Here is a 16,966-nt window from a genome sequence, read left to right as displayed (position 1 = left end):
TTGGCTTAGCCTACCCTAACGCTATTTAAAGCAATTAACTAGCCTGAACATGTGAGTGCGCTATAAACGTCATCCCTAAATAATTGAATGTATGTTTAAACATATCGATAAATGCATCCGGCGCAGAGGGAGATGCAGCATTAGACAGCAGTGAAAACTGTTTTTGTCGTAAAGTTCTAAGTTTCGGTTGTAACGCCTCATCATCCATGTAATCTGTGATCCTATCTATAAATGCTTTCATTTTTGGCGTGGTGTTATACCAATAAATAGGTGACGCAATTACCCAATGTTCGTAACGAAGTAACACTTCAAACAAATTATAAAAATCATCATTGTGATACTGCTTATCGTAGCGATAAGGTGAAATAACATAATCATCTAAGCAAAAAACAATGCCGCTTTGTTGCTTACTATAGGCATTAACTTGCGCGGTAGTATTGCCATTTTTACGTCCACTTGAATATATGATTGCGATATTGTGTGCTGATTTTTCTTGCATTGGGTTAGCTCCTTTTTTTATGATGGAGCAAAGCTTAAAACCTCAAGTTAAGTTCAGGTCAATAAGAAATAATTTAATTTTTAAAAGGAATTAAAGTGATGGCGGTACAAAAAAAGCTTACTGAAGCCAACTTAACGGTTGGGTTTGTCGCTAAACGCAGTGGCGTTAAGGTATCTACACTGCACTTTTACGAAAATAAAGGGCTAATACGCAGTTGGCGAAACAGTGGCAATCAACGACGCTTTAAACCAGATGTACTAAGGCGAGTAGCAGTTATAAAAGCAGCACAAGCGATGGGGATCACGCTCGAAGAAATTAAACAAACTCTGGCAACGTTACCAGAGCAGCGTACACCAACACAAAAAGACTGGTCTGCACTCTCAAAACAATGGCAAAAGAAACTTGATGAGCGTATTGCTTATATGCAACGTTTACGTGAACGGGTTGATGGCTGTATTGGCTGTGGGTGTTTATCAATGAGTAAGTGCCCTATTTATAACAAAGACGACCACTTAGGTGAAACCCAAAGTGGTGCCATTTTGTTAGAGCGAGATTAAGGCTTATAAAACCTTAATCTAGACCATTTAAGCCTTCTCGGGCAGCGCGATATAATGCCCCTAGAGTTGAATCAAATACCGATTTAATAAAACTGTAAGTCAGCTCTACGGCTTTACTAATAACTTTGCCAGCAAACACTAACATGTGCCCGAGTAAACCTAAGGTTTGTGTTGCAAATGAAGCTGACGCTTTGGCTATTTTATCCAGCGTTCGCGCGAGCATATCGTAAAAAGTTAAACCTGTACCTATGGCTGCTTGCGCCGCAACAGCACTGTAGTAGCCCGAATCTTTTAATAAGGTAACTAACGCAGCGCCAAGTTTATCTGCCCAATGCGAACTAAATGAAGCTTGATTTCTGTCTTCAAACTTCAAACGTACCGGCGTGCTTAAAAAGTGGTTTGCTTTTACAGTTAAATTACCCCAATCATTACTGTTTGCGGTATTAACATAGCCTGGCGTACCACTTAACTTGTGTGCTGCGCCTTTAAGACCCTGACCGTTATCAAGGCGAATTTCTTGGCCATTGTAGGGCGCATGTGAAAATGGCCACAAAGGTACTTTTGTAACCGGATCAGCACCGTGTGTACAACGGTATATTTTATCTATACGTGAGGTAGCAGCGCGTGAAAAGTTATCAAGCCCCACTCTTGGCGAGCCGAACGTATATAATTTAACCGGCAACGAATACTCTGCTTTTATCCAATCGGCTGAAAGCGTAGCCAATGCCCCGCCTAAACTGTGGCCAACAATATGCACACAGCCGGTCATTTTATCTCTTATATTTGCAGCAACGAACTCTTGTAGTGCAGGTTTCATACTATAAAAGGTTTTATTAAATCCAGCATGTACCATACTGCCGTTAGAGCCACCGCTTAAACCAAAGTGCGCATCTGTTAGGCCATCTCTAAGAGAAGCCGTGCCACGAATAGTGATTACTGAATCACCTTGAAATGAATTTTTACCGTGTGCAACAAGGCCAAACCCAGTACTTAAACCAAATAAATGAGAGAAAAACCCGCCTGACACACCTTGTATGGATCTATTATTGATAGAAAAATCAAACTGATCTCGTAAGGATGCATGCAATAGCCCATTTAATAGTTTTGTATTTTTTAATTCTTTAGCATCATAAGCAAGTGAAGCTAATTGGACTGCCTGAGTAGGTGTTAACGTATTCATTTTAAATCCTTTTATTGGTTTTAAACGTTAGAGCTTGCAGGTGGTAAAAACTGCAAATGTATGCTGCTTATTATCTTTAGCAGCTATATCAAATGTTTCTGGCTCATTTGCGATATCACAAACCAAATTACTTAAGTATTTGGTTAGCGTATCTTTATGCTCATAAGGAAATAGCCTAACAGCCCAAATAGTAACTTCCTTTGCATTCTCATCTAATGTGTATATGTGTTGTATAACAGATTCGTTGTCGAACATGTTTGATGGCTTTGATGTTTTGATAACTTTTTTAGGGAAAGAAAAACGACCATCACTACTTGTTGTTACTTCATCAATATATTCATCGCCATAATTTAGTCTACGAAATACCTTTTTACCAGCAACAGGCTGCTCATCAAAAAGCAAACGCCCTTCAACTGGAGCTGATAACACAAAATCTTCCTTACTAAAAAAACCAAACATATTTGCAAAAACCTGTGTTGTAGTAAATAAAATTAGAATAGCCACAACTACAATGAGTAATGGCAACTTAAACCGCTCCATCAAAAATATAATCTCCAATAAATCAAATGTATGCACCATATATCGTAAAGAAGTGCTCTGGCTCTTCTTCTATAGGTATGTCGTATGTTTGTGGGTCTTTGGCAATATCACACTCTAAGTCAGCGAGTAAGCTTTTTAGGGTATCACTCCCATCGTGCATAGACACGGTTATGTACCAAAGAACAACGCCCTCAGGCGTACCATTTTCTAAATAAACATGTTGAACCAGTGATTCATTATCAAACATGTTTGCAGGCTTACTCGTTTTTATAGATTTTTCTGTGAAGGTAAAAAAACCATTATGATCGGTTATTACTTCATCTTTATATTCATCACCATAAGTAAGTGCACGTACAACCTTAGTATTTGCAACAGGCTGCCCTTTATCTAACAATTGCCCTTTCACCGAAGCCGATAAAACAAAATCTTGCTTATTAAAAAAACCAAATATATCTGCACAAGCCTGTGTTGTAGTAAAAATAATAGTAATAGATACAACTACCAAAAAGTAAGCTTTAAAACGCGATAACAAAATATACAAGCTCCAAACTATTAAACTCAAAATACACGTGTCGTATTGCTATTTAATGACGTTTTAAACTCTTAACTATCAGCGTTAATGAAATTTCCATTTCAACTAAAATTTATTCTAATTGGGTACAAAGCGCACTGCAAGCATTTAGAGCAAAAAACAAGCAATAAATCTTTCCCTAAAAAAACAATTCATAAACCAGCTTACATATAATGCTAAACCCAAGTCCCATCATTAATATATAGCCATATAAAATAGCAATAGCGCCACCCGATGCATCCCCTATTTTGTCTATTTCAATACATGTAGAGCACACTATAAAAAAGATAAAAAAGTTAGCAATTAAGCCTAATATATAAGCTTCGCCAAATAATGGGGAAATACCGACTAATATAGCACTTAGCATAATAAGTATGCCTGAAAGCGCCTCCTTCAAAGAAAACTTGTACTCAATAATCTTGAGTACTAAGGTCACTACCATTAATGCTAAAAAGTAAACCGTAGGTTTAAACTGGCTATACAAATAATCCACACTAAACATTTGGCTAATCGTCAATGAGGGCTCTTTAGCTGGGCTTAAATCTTCTATTATCGCGCTCGAAGCGTCATCGGTAAAAAAATACGCTACCGCAACAATAATTAACTTTATCATTCCAAAAAAGATAAAACTGGCGACCATAAACCCTATTGAATCGTCTCTGGTCAATCGCTTGTTTGCCTTACTTTCTACAATTTTAGCTAGCAATACACCCAATAAGCACACACTCCCTAAATAAAGCAGCGCGACCCAAAACTGATCAAGGTAAAAAACCGATAAGCCGGGGGCAATAAATAAAAACATTGAATCTTCATTATCTAACGAGCTTTTGGGCTTAACACTGTATTTTGACTGTTTAAAAAGTGCTAAATAAACAAATAATGGCTGTAAAAACAGCATTAAAATGCAGGTGTTTATAAGAGTCATTTATCATCCTTGATTACAGCCAACACACTGCGCCGAGAGTATTGGCAATTACGAAACTAATTAAAGGTTTATTTTTTGCAGGTAGGTTTTAAGCTTTAATAAGCCCGACTCAAGCTCAAATTTTTGTATTTTAGGGTTTTTAAACTTAAACCCGTTTGATATGTGAGTATTGATCATCGTCGCCATACCTTCAAAACCCACAGGGGCAGTTGCAACTAAATCGCTCAATAGTGGTTGAATAAGCTCTTGATGCTCTTCAATTTTAGTTGGATCCTCGTAAATATCGTATACGAGGTTGGTTAGTGTTTGTTGGTGTTGTTGTTCCATAATAATTCTATAACGCCTTTAGTTTAGCGTTTATAGCTCCTTTTTGGATTTGATATTTAATTGTTCATTGCTGCTACGGCATTTTCTTTTAATGTTTTAGCTAAAGTATCAGAGCCATCGTCTAGCTTTTGATCTATCACATATTGCGCATTAATAATAACATTTGGCCAATCTTCAAGCTTGGTATAGATTTTTGCTAAATCGTAATGAATCGACCTTAACAGAATTGGATAGGGCTCATCTGCCTGAGTTAAAAAAAGCTCATATAAACGTGCGGCTTACTTTAAATCTTCCTCAACAAACAAACCACCATCATAAAGCCATGCAAGCCTGCGAATAGCCAAATTTTCATTTTTCAGCACACGGCGCTTTAACTCATTAACATAACGTGAGCCGTCCCCTGTATGATGGCCAATAAAAAGCAGTGCTCCATACACACCCATGTCGTAAGCTTTTTCGCACCACTTTTCAAGCTGTCTAGGCGCATACATTAAGCTTTTTTGACATTGAAGCATCACTGTATTTTTAGACAACTCTGGGTTGTTAATATCAAGATCTGGCCATAAAGTTCCGGCATTACTAATTAAGCTAAAAGTAAACAGTGCACTAATTAATAAATACTTTGTCACATGACTTCCAAGTGAAAAGCTAAATACGCGTGAAGAATTCACAAATGACTTTCTTTCAAGGATGTTTCGGCCTCATCTCGCCATCTCTGTGCAAGCTCCCTACGACCCTCTCTTTTTGCATTATTAATTACATATTGAGTATGAGTTATTACTTTATCCCACATACCCAACTTTCTATAAATTGTGGCTAACTCAAAATGTGTAGACGTTTTAAGTGTAATTGCTTGATTATTTTCTTGATCTAAATAAAGCTGGTATAAGCGTGCAGCTTTACTTAAATCTTTTTTAACTAAACGGCCGCTCTGGTATAACCAAGCTAATGTGTTAATAGCATTAGCTTCACCTTGTTCAATTCGAGTATTTAATTCATTCAAATAACGAGAACCATCCCCAGTATACATACCAATATAATACAAGGACTCTAAGTGACCCATTTCGTAAGCTTTTTCACACCATTCTTCTAATTTGTTAGGTGCATGCATAAAGCTTTTTTCGCATTGCTTAGCTGCAATTTCAACGGTTAAGTTCGGATCATTAATATCGATATTCGGAAACATGGATGCTTTAGTATCCATAGAGGCAAAAAAACTAATTGCTAACACAAGTGTCACTAGTGCTTTTACCATTGGAATGATCCATCATTATTAATACGCTTTTCTGGTAAGTGGACTTGAAATGATTTAACCGTACTTTCATACGGAAAGCCCTCTTTGTAGAAGTATTGTCCTTTCAAGGTCTCTTTTTGGCTAGACATCCCCTTACACGGCCTGTCGCTGTAACAAGATAAGCCACCAATAAAATCAATAAAACGAACATTTTGAATACCGTGCTCTTTAATTAAAGAATCAATACCTATTTGATACTTTAAATTCTTAACTGCGTGCCATCGACTCATAAAAGCAACAATTTTACTCTGCTTAGATCTCTTGAGGATTGTAGCTAAATTGTAAGCCCAAAGATCGTTTCTAAACGTATGCGCATCAAAACATTCCCCAGTCACGGCTTTTTTCGATGGGCATATACTATCCATTACTTCCATCGTTTCTACAGAAACATCCAATGCAACTATCTTCATTCCTGCATTGCGTGCCGCCTTTACCAGCTCACCATAGGCTTGAGGAGTAAAATCACCATGTGTCCAATATTTATCAAAATATTGCTGTATTATGTTAAAGCCTTTACCTGTTCGTTGATACAGTTCAATTTTTTCCTGCATCGAGCTAGGCAGCATTTCTATAGCAAAATGTGTAAAACCCGCAGCCTTTAACTGCCTAATAGCTTTTATAGCCTCATATTTATAGCCAGCAGCACTATGGCTCGATTCGCCTAACATAACTAAACGCGCATTGCCCGCCATTGTTCTGTAATTTACATCCGTGTTTATTTTATTCATTACCTATCCTTGTTTTTTCTCTAAATTTTCAAAACACCATCTATAAAATTCAATAGCGTTATTATTCTCTAGAGCTGTAAGGAGCAACTGCATATTCATAGCTCATTGTAAATAAAAGCTCTTGTGTAGTGAAGTTACATTCTTCACTTTTTGAATAACATTCCTTAACTCCACCCCATAATGACATTGCACAACTTACATACTCGTCACCCCATTTTTCTTTAAATTGCTTGCTGAGGTTGTTTTTTAACGTAAATGAAGCAACCTCTTGAAGTGTTAAGTTAATTTACAATATAGGCTTCATAGAGCAGTAATAACTTAAGAATCAGGTCCTTTTCAATGCAATGAAACCAGATAAGAATATCAGATATTTTTTTTATTAACCCTAGGTTTAATTTTCTCTAATGCATTAATAATGACTTTATTCGGGATTAAATTATGAACTGAAATAAAATGTAAAATTGCAGAGCTAACAATTAAATCTGACTCCCCATTAGGTATTCTAAATTCATAACTTGAAAACTTTTTACCAGTAGACTTTAAAGTCATAAATTCATTACAGATATGACAAACCTCTACATGTCTGAGCTTATTAATAATTTCTACATTAGTTAAAGCTAACGTAAACCATTCGAAAAAAGCATCTTTCTCTTCTTCACTTGGAAAGTGCTCAACCATTTGTAATAAATCAACACGAATATCGTTTCTTTTATAAAACATCATCGCTCCCAGTTATATAAAATCATAAATCCTCAATTGCATCTTTAATTTCGTTATAAAAAAAGTCCCCAAAACTCTCAGCCACTATGTTTACTTCTTTATCTCTTTTATAGGACAAACTGGTTTCCACTACAGGAAAAACAGAATCAGCACCAGATAAGTCTATACTAAACAAAGGGCCATAACCTGAAGACTTTACGTAAACCATTGATTGGGAAATATCTCCACGCATTCTCGCTGACTCAGTAGCAAAAATAACACATGGAATTGCGTCTGAATTTAGCCCATCACGAGTTAAACCATAAAACTCTTCACCTTCAAAGCTTAAACAGCCAAATTTTTCTAAAAAGTATTTATAGTCTTCAGTAAATTTTATTTTTAGTTTTTGCTCTGCTTGCTGAATCAATGAACTAGTCACTCCTCCCGTAGTTAAAATCTCTTCTCCAGTACTTTCCATCATTTTTATTGCTAAATTAATCTTTTCAATAGACATATATCACCTTATTCATAATCATTTGCGCGATTTTTCCAATATTTTTTCTTCCATTTATTAAATGGTTTTCTATCCATAGGAGGTGGAGCACTACTATAACGATGCCGTTCGTTATCTGATCCTTTATAAGATTTATCATATTGGTTTGTATAAATATGAAGAAACCTATCATTTTCGCTATGAAAAACCGAACCTAGTTCAGCCATAGAGCCAGGCTCATCTTGAGTAAGATGATGGAGGTTCACCTCCTCACCATCATGACCTATGGGTGCATTTCCTTTTTTCATTCGCTCAATATTTGTTTTCCCAAACTTATCTTTATATTTAGGGTTGAACAAGTCACCTCTTTGGTACACAACTCTATCTTCGACAATTTTTTTATTCCACTTTTTAGTTTGTTTTTTGTCTGGAGAAATTTCTCCTCGGCTACCTTTATCTACAGGACCTCGATTAGAATCACTACTATTATCGTCAGGTAAATCCCCCCAAGTTCCGTCTTCTTGCAATTGATAAAATTTATTTGATTCTTTTTTGAAAATGCCCTCAGTATGGTGAATCACATTTTCATTTTCATGCCCAAATATTGAAGCACATGCAGCCCAATGGCAATCCCCTACATTTTCGGCTAAAAGTTCTGATATATCTGTTGGTTTAGAAACTTGAACTGAACTATCAAGAAGCTCTATATCTCCAGGGTTATCGAGTAAAACATATCCAGGGATAACATCACCAGCAACATATACCTTTTTATATACATTACTATTTAAGGACCCGCCACTTTCTATTAATTGCCCAAGGTCATCTGTTATTGTCGCTCCATTAAATGCATATACCGTTAGAGTACTTCCTACAGGGACTATTGCAGATTTAGTCTCATCTATAATCCCATGGCCAGCAAAAACAACCCTCTTAGCATCTCCTTCCTTACAACTTAACCCAAATGGATCCACCCAATTAACCGGATTCGTTGCATATTGATAATGGTTTATCCCACCCACTAAGCCTATCGGATCTTGGTTTATAAAGCGCTGTTGTTTAGGGCTGTAGTAGCGGTAGCGGTTATAATGTAAGCCACTTTCCTCGTCTAAATATTGCCCCTGAAAACGAATTGGCTGGGTAAAGGTATTTGTAGTGCTTACCTCTGACTCTTCATACCCATACACATCAGCTTGGTTTTCCCATACCACTTCTGCTTTGTTATTAGTAACAAAACGTGGGGTATTCAGTTGGTCTAGGTGGTAGTAATACACCTCGCCTTGCTTAATCAGCGCTACTGGGTGAAATTGATTTGGCAGGTTGATATACCAGGAATATTCACCGTGTTGGTATTCGCCGATTAACTGATCGTTATCCCAAATGTAGTCAATTTTACCCTGCTCGGTGTGCTTGCCGATACGACGCCCGAGTGGGTCGTAGTCGTATTGAGTAAGCGTGCCGTTGTTATTAAAGCAACTTAGCTGATTAAACGCGTTGTATTCACGACGGGTTTTTATGCCTTTGCCAGTTTCGCGTATTTGGTTACCAAACTCATCATAATGAAAGTCGCTGTCGCCAAAGTGGGTTAAACGGTCTGCATCAGTGATGCCTGTGATAACATCATCATTATCACTTAAATCATTGGCTGCGGTTGCTGCATTTGAATCGTTATATTCACTATGAATTACATTACATGTGCTTTCTGACTGACTGCTTTCAATCTTATTACTGGCGTAACTAGCATCGCTATCATCATTGTGCTGAGTAGTTTGTTGTTTGGCTAACTCGTTATTTTGAATTTTTGATTGGCTAACTGGGTTACCAAAACTATCCCACTGGTATTGGGTAGTTTTTGTGTTCTCACCACTGGCAAGATTTTGCTGAATTAACTGGCCAAGGCTGTTGTACTCAAAATTAATGTTATGGCTACTAACCCCTTCCTCTTTACGCGCAATCAGCTGGTTTACGCTGTCGTAATTGTACGTACAGGTATCAAATAGTGCTTGCGCAGGATGGGTTAACTGTTGCTGCGTTAAGCGGTTAAATACATCAAATTGTTGGGTAAGGGTTACGTCATTACCAAACTTTTGCGTTTGAATATTGCCTTGACTGTCATAGCTAAGCGCTGCAAGTTCAACAGCCGTGCTATTGGCTTGCTGTAAGTGAATGCCACTCAATTGACCAAATTTATTGTAGCTATATTTAAGCGTACTTGAATCTGGCAAGGTCAGTGACTGCCTTCTGCCGTAGTCATCGTAACTGTATTTTAGGGTATGCGCTTGTTGCTGATTATGTACTTGCTCAGCACGCAGTAACCGCCCGCCTTTATCAAACTGCTGCTTTAAGGTTGATTGTGCATTATGCGCACGGGTAATTTTACCTTGCAGGTTATAGTTGTAGTAATTGGCATTATTAACGATGTGAGTATCGGTTGCTAAACTTGCATGCTGCGCAATCACGCGGCCTAATTTATCACGCTCTATTTTTACATGGCGTTTATCACTTTGTGTAACCGAGGTTAGGCGGTTGCAAGCATCGTATTTATATTGCTGTAACGTACCATCAAACCCAGTAACTTGCGTTGGGTTTTCGTTAGCGTCATAGCTTATGCGGTATACATGGCCGTCGCTACGTTCGATAGCGGTTAGGTTGCGCTCTTTATCGTAAGTTAAATGCAGTGCACTGCCATCGGGCTGAATAACACAATGTGGCTGGCTTAGCCCTTCAAAGTGCTGCTCGGTGGTATCACCCTTACTGTTTTGCGAGCTAATTAACCGCCCTGCATCATCGTAACTAAAGTGTTGATGCTGTTTGTTTTCAGGGTCTTTTTCGTCAAAGGCAATAGTTTGCGCAAGCTGGCCGTGCTCATTGTATTTATATTGAGTCAACAAACCTGCGTTATTAATGGTGGCATTTACACGGCCTAAACTGTCGTAGCTATAACGAATAAGCTCATCGTTATGGTGCTTGGCTAAAAGCTCGCCTTGCTCGTTCCATACAAATTTAGTGACTTGACCATCTTTATTTATGTGTTGGGTTAGCTGGCCAAATTTGTCATAGCTGTAAAGTACGGTGCGACCGTCGCCAAAGGTTTCACTTTGCAGCAAACCCGCCACGCTGTATTTACGGGTAATGGTTTGGCCATCAGGCAAGGTGGTTAATACACGCTGACCCAATTGGTTGTAAGCAAATTTAGTGACACTGCCATCTGGCTGCGTTATTGATTCTAACTGGCCATAAGGGGTATAACTGTATTTTATTTCACTGCTATCTGGCTTTATTTCCGTTATTTTTTGACCTTGTGCGTTATAGCCATATTGCCACACATTACCATTAGGGTCGGTGTGCTTAACTAACTTACCTTGCGCGTTATGTACAAAGTGTTCTTTATGCCCACGCGAGTCTATACAGGTTGTTTCACCAGCGTCTAAATTATATTCAAACTGATATGTATAGGTGTTGTTATCGCCCCACTGTTTTATACATTTAGCACTTGATGAATAACTGTCCCATTCAAAGTGATGGCTAAAACCACTGGCACGAGTACGCTTAGTTAATAAGTTAGCGGCGTTATAGCCATAATGCTCTGTTTCACCTTGCTGATTGGTCGCGCGAACGAGGTTTTTGTTTTCATCATAATCATATTGCGCAAGTAACGGCGTAAGTAATACTGGCTTATTGTTATCGCCAGTACGGTAAGCCGAAATGTTTGCCAGCAACCCTTGCGGGTTATATTTTAAAATACAGCCACGCGCTTTATTTACCTCAACGCGATGCAAGCGCTCTTTCGCATCGTAATAAAAACCAATACTTTGGCCTTTTTCATTAATAACTTTTTCGAGCAGCCATGAGTTTTCGCCGGCTTTAAACGTAAGGTGCTGATCATCTGGGGTTACCAATACTTGCTTACCATTAGTTTGGTAATGCAACGCCAAATTACTGCTTAACTGATAGCTCGATTGCCCCGGTTTTACTTTTTCAAAGCGGTGTTTAGCGCCATGCTCATCTTGGTATTCTAACCAGTAGGTGCCCTTTTGTTTTGGGCCCACTTTAGGTGGCGGTAAATAGTGCTCAGTTAACTGCACCATAAAATCATGTCGCCAACCATTACCCATCACACTGCATACATCCGCATGCGATGAGCGGTATAGGCGTCGCCAAATTAATTGTTTGCTGCCTGCTAGGGTGAAATCAATAAGCGGCAAGATTTCTTCACCCGAAAGCATAGAAACTGGATCAGAGCGGCACTCTTGTTTGGTGATAGGTTCTTCACTTGGGGTATTATTACTTGCACCGCCACTATTTTTAGCCGGCGCTTGAGAGGCACTTTTACCTGAGGCAGTTGAACTGCTCTTACTATTTAGCTTTTTACCTGCTGCGCCGCTATTGGTGTTATCGCTTACTTGAATAGCCGACTTAGCTTTTTGGTGATAGCAACTAATTTTATCTGCAACCAAAGCTTGGGTTAATACACTCGCGGTTTCACGGGCTGACGAACCGCGCGAACAGCTTACTCCTGCAAGGTTAAGCAAGTTAATAACGTCTAAACGTTTAGCTGCATCGCTTGTAAGCGCACTGCCGACTTGTGCAATTTGATTTTTGGCACTTTCCGGCGTGTTAGCTGCTACAGCAACAAAGCCCGACGGCGCAGAACCTTTACCTGCGACGAGGCAAATTGGGTAACTTATTCCCTGTAAAACAACGGTATTACTTTGCATTAGCTGTGTACTTCCTCACTTATCCATAAGTATGATGCTGCACCTTGATGCTTAGCTTGCTCCTGTGAGAGCATTAATGCATAACTAAAATGCTCAACAATTGCAGGGCTTGTGGTTAATTGGTACAAATTAACCAACCCTTCTAGTGCGCCTATTTTCCCTAATTTATAATTGGGTAGTTCGTAATATGTGTGCTCATCAATTAAGCTAGTAAGTAGCTGTAAATTGTTTAGCCAACTATCATCATCTACCCCATTTCCTGGTGCAAAAATTAGATCTATCTTATTCTCTGTTTGTTCAGCTAATCGCGTAAGCATACCTGCAAGCTGATTATGTTTGCTAAAATCAATAGATGCTGCAATTTCATGGCTTACCTGCGACCACCCGCAAGGCACCATTTCAACTACAGCCAACGCACCACCTACACCTTGATATACAAACTGCTGCTGTTTATTTGCTTTAAAGGTTGCATCTAAAGCAATTACATTAAATTTTTGCCATTTTTTTTCACCGGCCAAAGCTATAGCAGAGTGTGCACCTGTTGATCCATGAAAAATCAGCTCATTGCTATGATCGGGGTATAACTGTTGTAAGCTCTGAGTTAATAACTGTTTTAGCTCATCTTGAAATGATAACGCTGGTAGTAACCAGATCATCGGCAATGTGCTGTCTGTGACTTCTGCCATTAATTCTTTAGATTTAATTATGCAATCGTAAACACAGGCATCCCAAGACTGACATTGCAGTTCATTAAAAACAGCACTGTTATCGTCAAATAATAATGCATCTACGCTGCTAATATTTGGGGCAGAAAAGCATACCATCTCTATTGAAAATGCACTCATGATGCCACCTCGTCCTGAGCTTTATTGGCAGCGAGGTGTTGATAATAGCGATATAAGTTAAACACCCCTTGGCTATAGCTATCCATGGCCGATAAATAAATGGCATTAGGCACTTCATCAAGAGGGTGTCCTGCAATCAATCGTAAACTCGACATGGCGGTTTCATATTTAGGCCAGTTATGTTTTAACTGCTGCTGAAAATTTATTAACGCGCTTTCATCGCCTTGCCAAGCAAGTCGTTGAATATCGTACTCAACTAGCTGATCGAGTTTATCACCTAACATGCGCCTTATTAGCGCAATAATTAACGCGGGTTGCTCTACCTGTTGTAATAAAGAATTAGCTAAAACAATTAGTTTTACAAAACCGCTTTGTAATAAAATATGCAGTGTTTGATCAACCGATAAGTTATTACTGGCATGATTACTTAAGCTGTTTACTTGCTCAAAATTTAACGACAACAAAAATAATGACATTAAGGGAGATAGATGGGCTTGTTCACTTAATGCATCAAAAATAGCCGTTAATATCTGTATATCCTGGTGCTGCGCAAGGCTGGTAATTTGATTTATAGTGACCAGGGTTTGCGGGGGAATTTCATCATCAGCACTGTAAGCAAAAAACAGGGTGTTTAAATTTAATAGCCGGATTAAATTAAAGCTATGCTGTTGAATAACCACTTTATTTATAATGATTTTAAAAAAAGCACTCAGCGCTGGCTGATTAAGCAATTCATTTATAAATATAATATTCTTATTTTGTGGCAGGTTTGCCATGACTTCAATACATGCTTGGGCAACTAATTCATCGTTTTTAGTGTTAGTTATTATTTCGACTAGTTGCTCAGTGGTGGGCAATTCAAAATTATTTTTTTGATTATTGTTTTTTGCGGTTACCCAGCAGCTTTCTAATAGGGTTTTTCTTAAATAGCGAACATGACCTACACACGTAAACGGGCACAATTGAGCGTTACTAATTTGTAGTAATTGTGCTTGATGATCACTTAAATAGGTCGCTAGCAAAGTTAACCACCAATTAAAACTGTTGGGTTGCCCACAACGATTTTTCCGCCGTGGCCACTATCATCGCCCATTCTGGCCGCGGGTTTGCCATTAATTTTAACGCTCCCCGAGCCTGTTTTTACGCTATCTGGCGGGCCAATACACACTATCATGTCGCCTTTACGCGCCGCGGGCATGCCACCTATTAACACATTGCCAGAGCCGGCAACTATAGGTCCACCCACATGTGGCACTTTAGCGGTCACTTTAGGGCATACATGCATATGACCAATTGTAGCAGCGGGTTTACCCATTTTGACTCCTTGTCGTATCTTTGCTTGTTTATGAAAGACTATTCATACAGTGGAATAATTAGTAGCTTGTTAGTCGTTACTAATAGCGAAATTTCTTCAATTAGCTCATCTTTACTGTGATCAGCAAGTGCCACTGTGCTTTGAGTTGCATATTGATATAAATTTGAAATTACATTTTCACTATTAAGTGAATCACTTAAATGAATAAAAAACTGCTGTGCATAATAGCCATTCATAGCTTTTAAATGACTTAAAGCAGGACTTAATAATGGATCATCTGGCCTATTTATTGGTAAACACACTAAATGCGGTAAACCATAACGGCAGTAAACAACGTGCCCGTTATTTGCAATGCCGTTTCTAAATCCTGATTGAAAGTTATTGACTATTTCCATCATTAATTTAACTTAATTACACCAGCAGATAAGGTAATGGCACTGCCATCTACTTTTACATTACTGCCTTTAATATCAATGTTTGTTCCTTCTATAGTGATATTGCCACTACTGCTCATTTTAATTTGCGCCGAGCCTGTTTTAATCACTATTTCGTCACCCGCTTCAATATTAAGTGTTTTACCTACTTTTAAGGTGTCGTTTTCACCCATTTCGGCAATACGGTTTTTTGTAACGTTAAGATTGTCGTTATTAAGAATTTCAACATTACGATCGTTATCTATTTTTTCGTTTTGATCGTTTTTAACGTAAAGCTGTTTATCTTTTTCGGCTTGCATATACACAAGCTCGCTGCCTTTTTTATCCTCAAAGCGCAGCTCATTGAAATTATCTGCTCCACCTTCTTTAGTTGAGCGAGTTTTAATACCGCTTTGCGTTTTTTCGCCCGGTAAAGCGTACGGAGGCATTAAGTCTGCGTTATAAACAGCACCACTTATAATAGGTTGATCTGGGTCGCCATTAATAAAATCAACCAGAACTTCTTGTCCTACGCGAGGGAAGAAAAATGCGCCCCACTTTTTGCCGGCCCAGTTTTGTGCAACTCGGATCCAACATGAACTTTTAGAATCTTTTTTACCTTCACGATCCCAATCAAATTGCACCTTTACGCGGCCATATTGGTCAATCATAATTTCATCGGCGCTATCACCCGTTACTATGGCTGTTTGTACACCATTGATAACCGGTTTCTTTTTGCTCACTTGCGCTCTGTATGGAATGTCTTTTGGCACACATTCAAAGTGGTTAGAATACACTTCTTCACTTGATGCTTGTGCAGCGCCTGATTGGTTTGGTACTACAATCGATGTCATCATCGAGGTAATAGCAAAGGTTTTACCTTCAAGGCGTGGGTCTTCATGTTTTTTGAAACTAAACAGTTTACCAACAGAAAATGAGCGGCAGTCACTGCGCCCGCTTGAGAGCTTCATGTCTCTTTGTAGTGACTCTAATTGTACAGATGCCAAATTAGCCGCGCGAGGATGACACTCTGCTTCTGCTGTATATTCAAAAATTTCTGATACCGATTGCGTGGGTAACTCGGCATTTGCTTGCTCTGCATCAGGGTAACGCGACGGCTGTTTAAAATCGTAGCCTAAACGCTTAAAGCTGCCTGGCGCTAAGCTTAATCCGCCTTGCCAACGCGAAACATGAGATTCGCTTAAATGGCCAGTTGAATGAACAACTTTAGCCTCACCACATGTTTCATAGGCAGTGATATCATCTGCCAAAACTAATGTATGGTTGCTTTTTGTATGCTCAAAGAAGTAAAAAATACCTTCACTTTGTAATAAGCGTTGGATAAAGTCAAAATCTGACTCTTGATACTGCACACAGTATTCGTATTTGGGGTAGGTTTTACTGGTTTTGTCTGAAAAAGCCACATTGTGTTGGCCAAACAAATCAGCAAATATATCTTTTATTGTTTTCTTTTGGAAAATGCGACTGTTTTTGCGATTACGCATAGAAGCGGCAAAAGGCACAATGGTAGCTTGATAATCAATGTAATTTTTTTGTTCGTCAACGTCCGCAGTGCGGCTGCCGTTAGAAACAAGCTGGCTCACAATACCGTGATAATAACGCTCTCCCCCACCCTCGGCATTTTTTACCTTTATCGATACCGGTTTGCCAACCAGATCTTCATGTGCGATTTGTTGGCCTATGGTGTACATATTGGCCGACATAACAAACAAATCTGACATGGCTTCTTGTGCAACGAAGCGTGTTAAATAAAGGGCGTCTTTACCAACAGGGGTACTAATTTGAATTACGTTTTTATCTTGTGTTGCTTTTTGCATTCCTTGCTTTTCCCATCCTGAAGATCA

The 16,966-nt window shown here is 38.7% G+C and carries 18 protein-coding genes; 1 reads left to right on the top strand and 17 read right to left on the bottom strand.

Features of this window, described 5'->3' with window-relative positions; translation table 11 throughout:
* Positions 1-34: 34 nt before the first annotated feature.
* Entirely contained in the window at positions 35-499 is a 465-nt protein-coding gene (locus CWB76_RS04910) for a flavodoxin family protein (protein ID WP_138605888.1), read from the bottom strand.
* A gap of 98 nt (positions 500-597) precedes the next feature.
* Here CWB76_RS04910 and soxR point away from each other — a divergent pair, with 98 nt between their 5' ends.
* Positions 598-1,056 (top strand): redox-sensitive transcriptional activator SoxR, encoded by a 459-nt coding sequence (gene soxR / locus CWB76_RS04905; RefSeq protein ID WP_010389335.1) that lies wholly within the window; start codon positions 598-600, stop codon positions 1,054-1,056.
* A gap of 13 nt (positions 1,057-1,069) precedes the next feature.
* Here soxR and CWB76_RS04900 read toward each other — a convergent pair whose 3' ends face one another.
* The 16 genes from CWB76_RS04900 to tssI all read right to left on the bottom strand — a co-directional run bounded on the left by CWB76_RS04900 (position 1,070) and on the right by tssI (position 16,939).
* Positions 1,070-2,236 carry a lipase family protein gene (locus CWB76_RS04900; RefSeq protein ID WP_054201374.1) on the bottom strand — a complete coding sequence of 389 codons (1,167 nt, stop codon included), beginning with the start codon at positions 2,234-2,236 and terminating at the stop codon, positions 1,070-1,072.
* 27 nt (positions 2,237-2,263) lie between these two features.
* Complete coding sequence (locus CWB76_RS04895) at positions 2,264-2,812, bottom strand: DUF6795 domain-containing protein (RefSeq protein ID WP_349304268.1); 549 nt, start codon at positions 2,810-2,812, stop codon at positions 2,264-2,266.
* Entirely contained in the window at positions 2,799-3,308 is a 510-nt protein-coding gene (locus tag CWB76_RS04890; protein ID WP_138605929.1) for a DUF6795 domain-containing protein, read from the bottom strand. The genes CWB76_RS04895 and CWB76_RS04890 overlap by 14 nt, the downstream gene beginning before the upstream one ends.
* Before the next feature lie 178 nt (positions 3,309-3,486).
* Positions 3,487-4,272 (bottom strand): hypothetical protein, encoded by a 786-nt coding sequence (locus CWB76_RS04885; RefSeq protein WP_138605884.1) that lies wholly within the window; start codon positions 4,270-4,272, stop codon positions 3,487-3,489.
* A 60-nt stretch (positions 4,273-4,332) separates the two neighbouring features.
* Complete coding sequence (locus CWB76_RS04880) at positions 4,333-4,599, bottom strand: hypothetical protein (protein ID WP_036955105.1); 267 nt, start codon at positions 4,597-4,599, stop codon at positions 4,333-4,335.
* 278 nt (positions 4,600-4,877) lie between these two features.
* The gene (locus tag CWB76_RS04875; RefSeq protein WP_138605882.1) at positions 4,878-5,270 is read right to left on the bottom strand and encodes a hypothetical protein; all 393 of its coding nucleotides are present in this window, start codon (positions 5,268-5,270) and stop codon (positions 4,878-4,880) included.
* A complete protein-coding gene (locus tag CWB76_RS04870; RefSeq protein ID WP_138605880.1) occupies positions 5,267-5,854 on the bottom strand; it encodes an SEL1-like repeat protein in 588 nt (195 codons plus the stop codon). The genes CWB76_RS04875 and CWB76_RS04870 overlap by 4 nt, the downstream gene beginning before the upstream one ends.
* Positions 5,848-6,621, bottom strand: coding sequence for a ChaN family lipoprotein (locus CWB76_RS04865; RefSeq protein ID WP_138605878.1), 774 nt, complete (start codon positions 6,619-6,621; stop codon positions 5,848-5,850). Before CWB76_RS04865 ends, CWB76_RS04870 begins: the two co-directional genes overlap by 7 nt.
* A 363-nt stretch (positions 6,622-6,984) precedes the next feature.
* A complete protein-coding gene (locus CWB76_RS04855; RefSeq protein ID WP_138605876.1) occupies positions 6,985-7,341 on the bottom strand; it encodes a DUF7919 family protein in 357 nt (118 codons plus the stop codon).
* Between the two features lie 22 nt (positions 7,342-7,363).
* Entirely contained in the window at positions 7,364-7,834 is a 471-nt protein-coding gene (locus CWB76_RS04850; protein WP_138605874.1) for an SMI1/KNR4 family protein, read from the bottom strand.
* Between the two features lie 8 nt (positions 7,835-7,842).
* On the bottom strand, positions 7,843-12,528 hold the full coding sequence (locus CWB76_RS04845) for an RHS repeat-associated core domain-containing protein (RefSeq protein ID WP_138605872.1): 4,686 nt from the start codon (positions 12,526-12,528) through the stop codon (positions 7,843-7,845).
* Entirely contained in the window at positions 12,528-13,373 is an 846-nt protein-coding gene (locus CWB76_RS04840; protein WP_138605870.1) for a hypothetical protein, read from the bottom strand. Before CWB76_RS04840 ends, CWB76_RS04845 begins: the two co-directional genes overlap by 1 nt.
* Entirely contained in the window at positions 13,370-14,395 is a 1,026-nt protein-coding gene (locus tag CWB76_RS04835) for a hypothetical protein (protein ID WP_138605868.1), read from the bottom strand. Before CWB76_RS04835 ends, CWB76_RS04840 begins: the two co-directional genes overlap by 4 nt.
* 2 nt (positions 14,396-14,397) lie before the next feature.
* Entirely contained in the window at positions 14,398-14,688 is a 291-nt protein-coding gene (locus tag CWB76_RS04830; protein WP_010389361.1) for a PAAR domain-containing protein, read from the bottom strand.
* Between the two features lie 38 nt (positions 14,689-14,726).
* Positions 14,727-15,086, bottom strand: a complete 360-nt coding sequence (locus CWB76_RS04825) for a hypothetical protein (RefSeq protein ID WP_138605866.1) — start codon at positions 15,084-15,086, stop codon at positions 14,727-14,729.
* A complete protein-coding gene (gene tssI, locus CWB76_RS04820; RefSeq protein WP_138605863.1) occupies positions 15,086-16,939 on the bottom strand; it encodes a type VI secretion system tip protein TssI/VgrG in 1,854 nt (617 codons plus the stop codon). Before tssI ends, CWB76_RS04825 begins: the two co-directional genes overlap by 1 nt.
* Positions 16,940-16,966 lie beyond the last annotated feature (27 nt).

Origin of the sequence: Pseudoalteromonas sp. S1609, assembly GCF_005887255.1 — a bacterium.
Lineage (GTDB): Bacteria > Pseudomonadota > Gammaproteobacteria > Enterobacterales > Alteromonadaceae > Pseudoalteromonas.
This window is presented reverse-complemented; position numbering and strand designations above follow the sequence as displayed.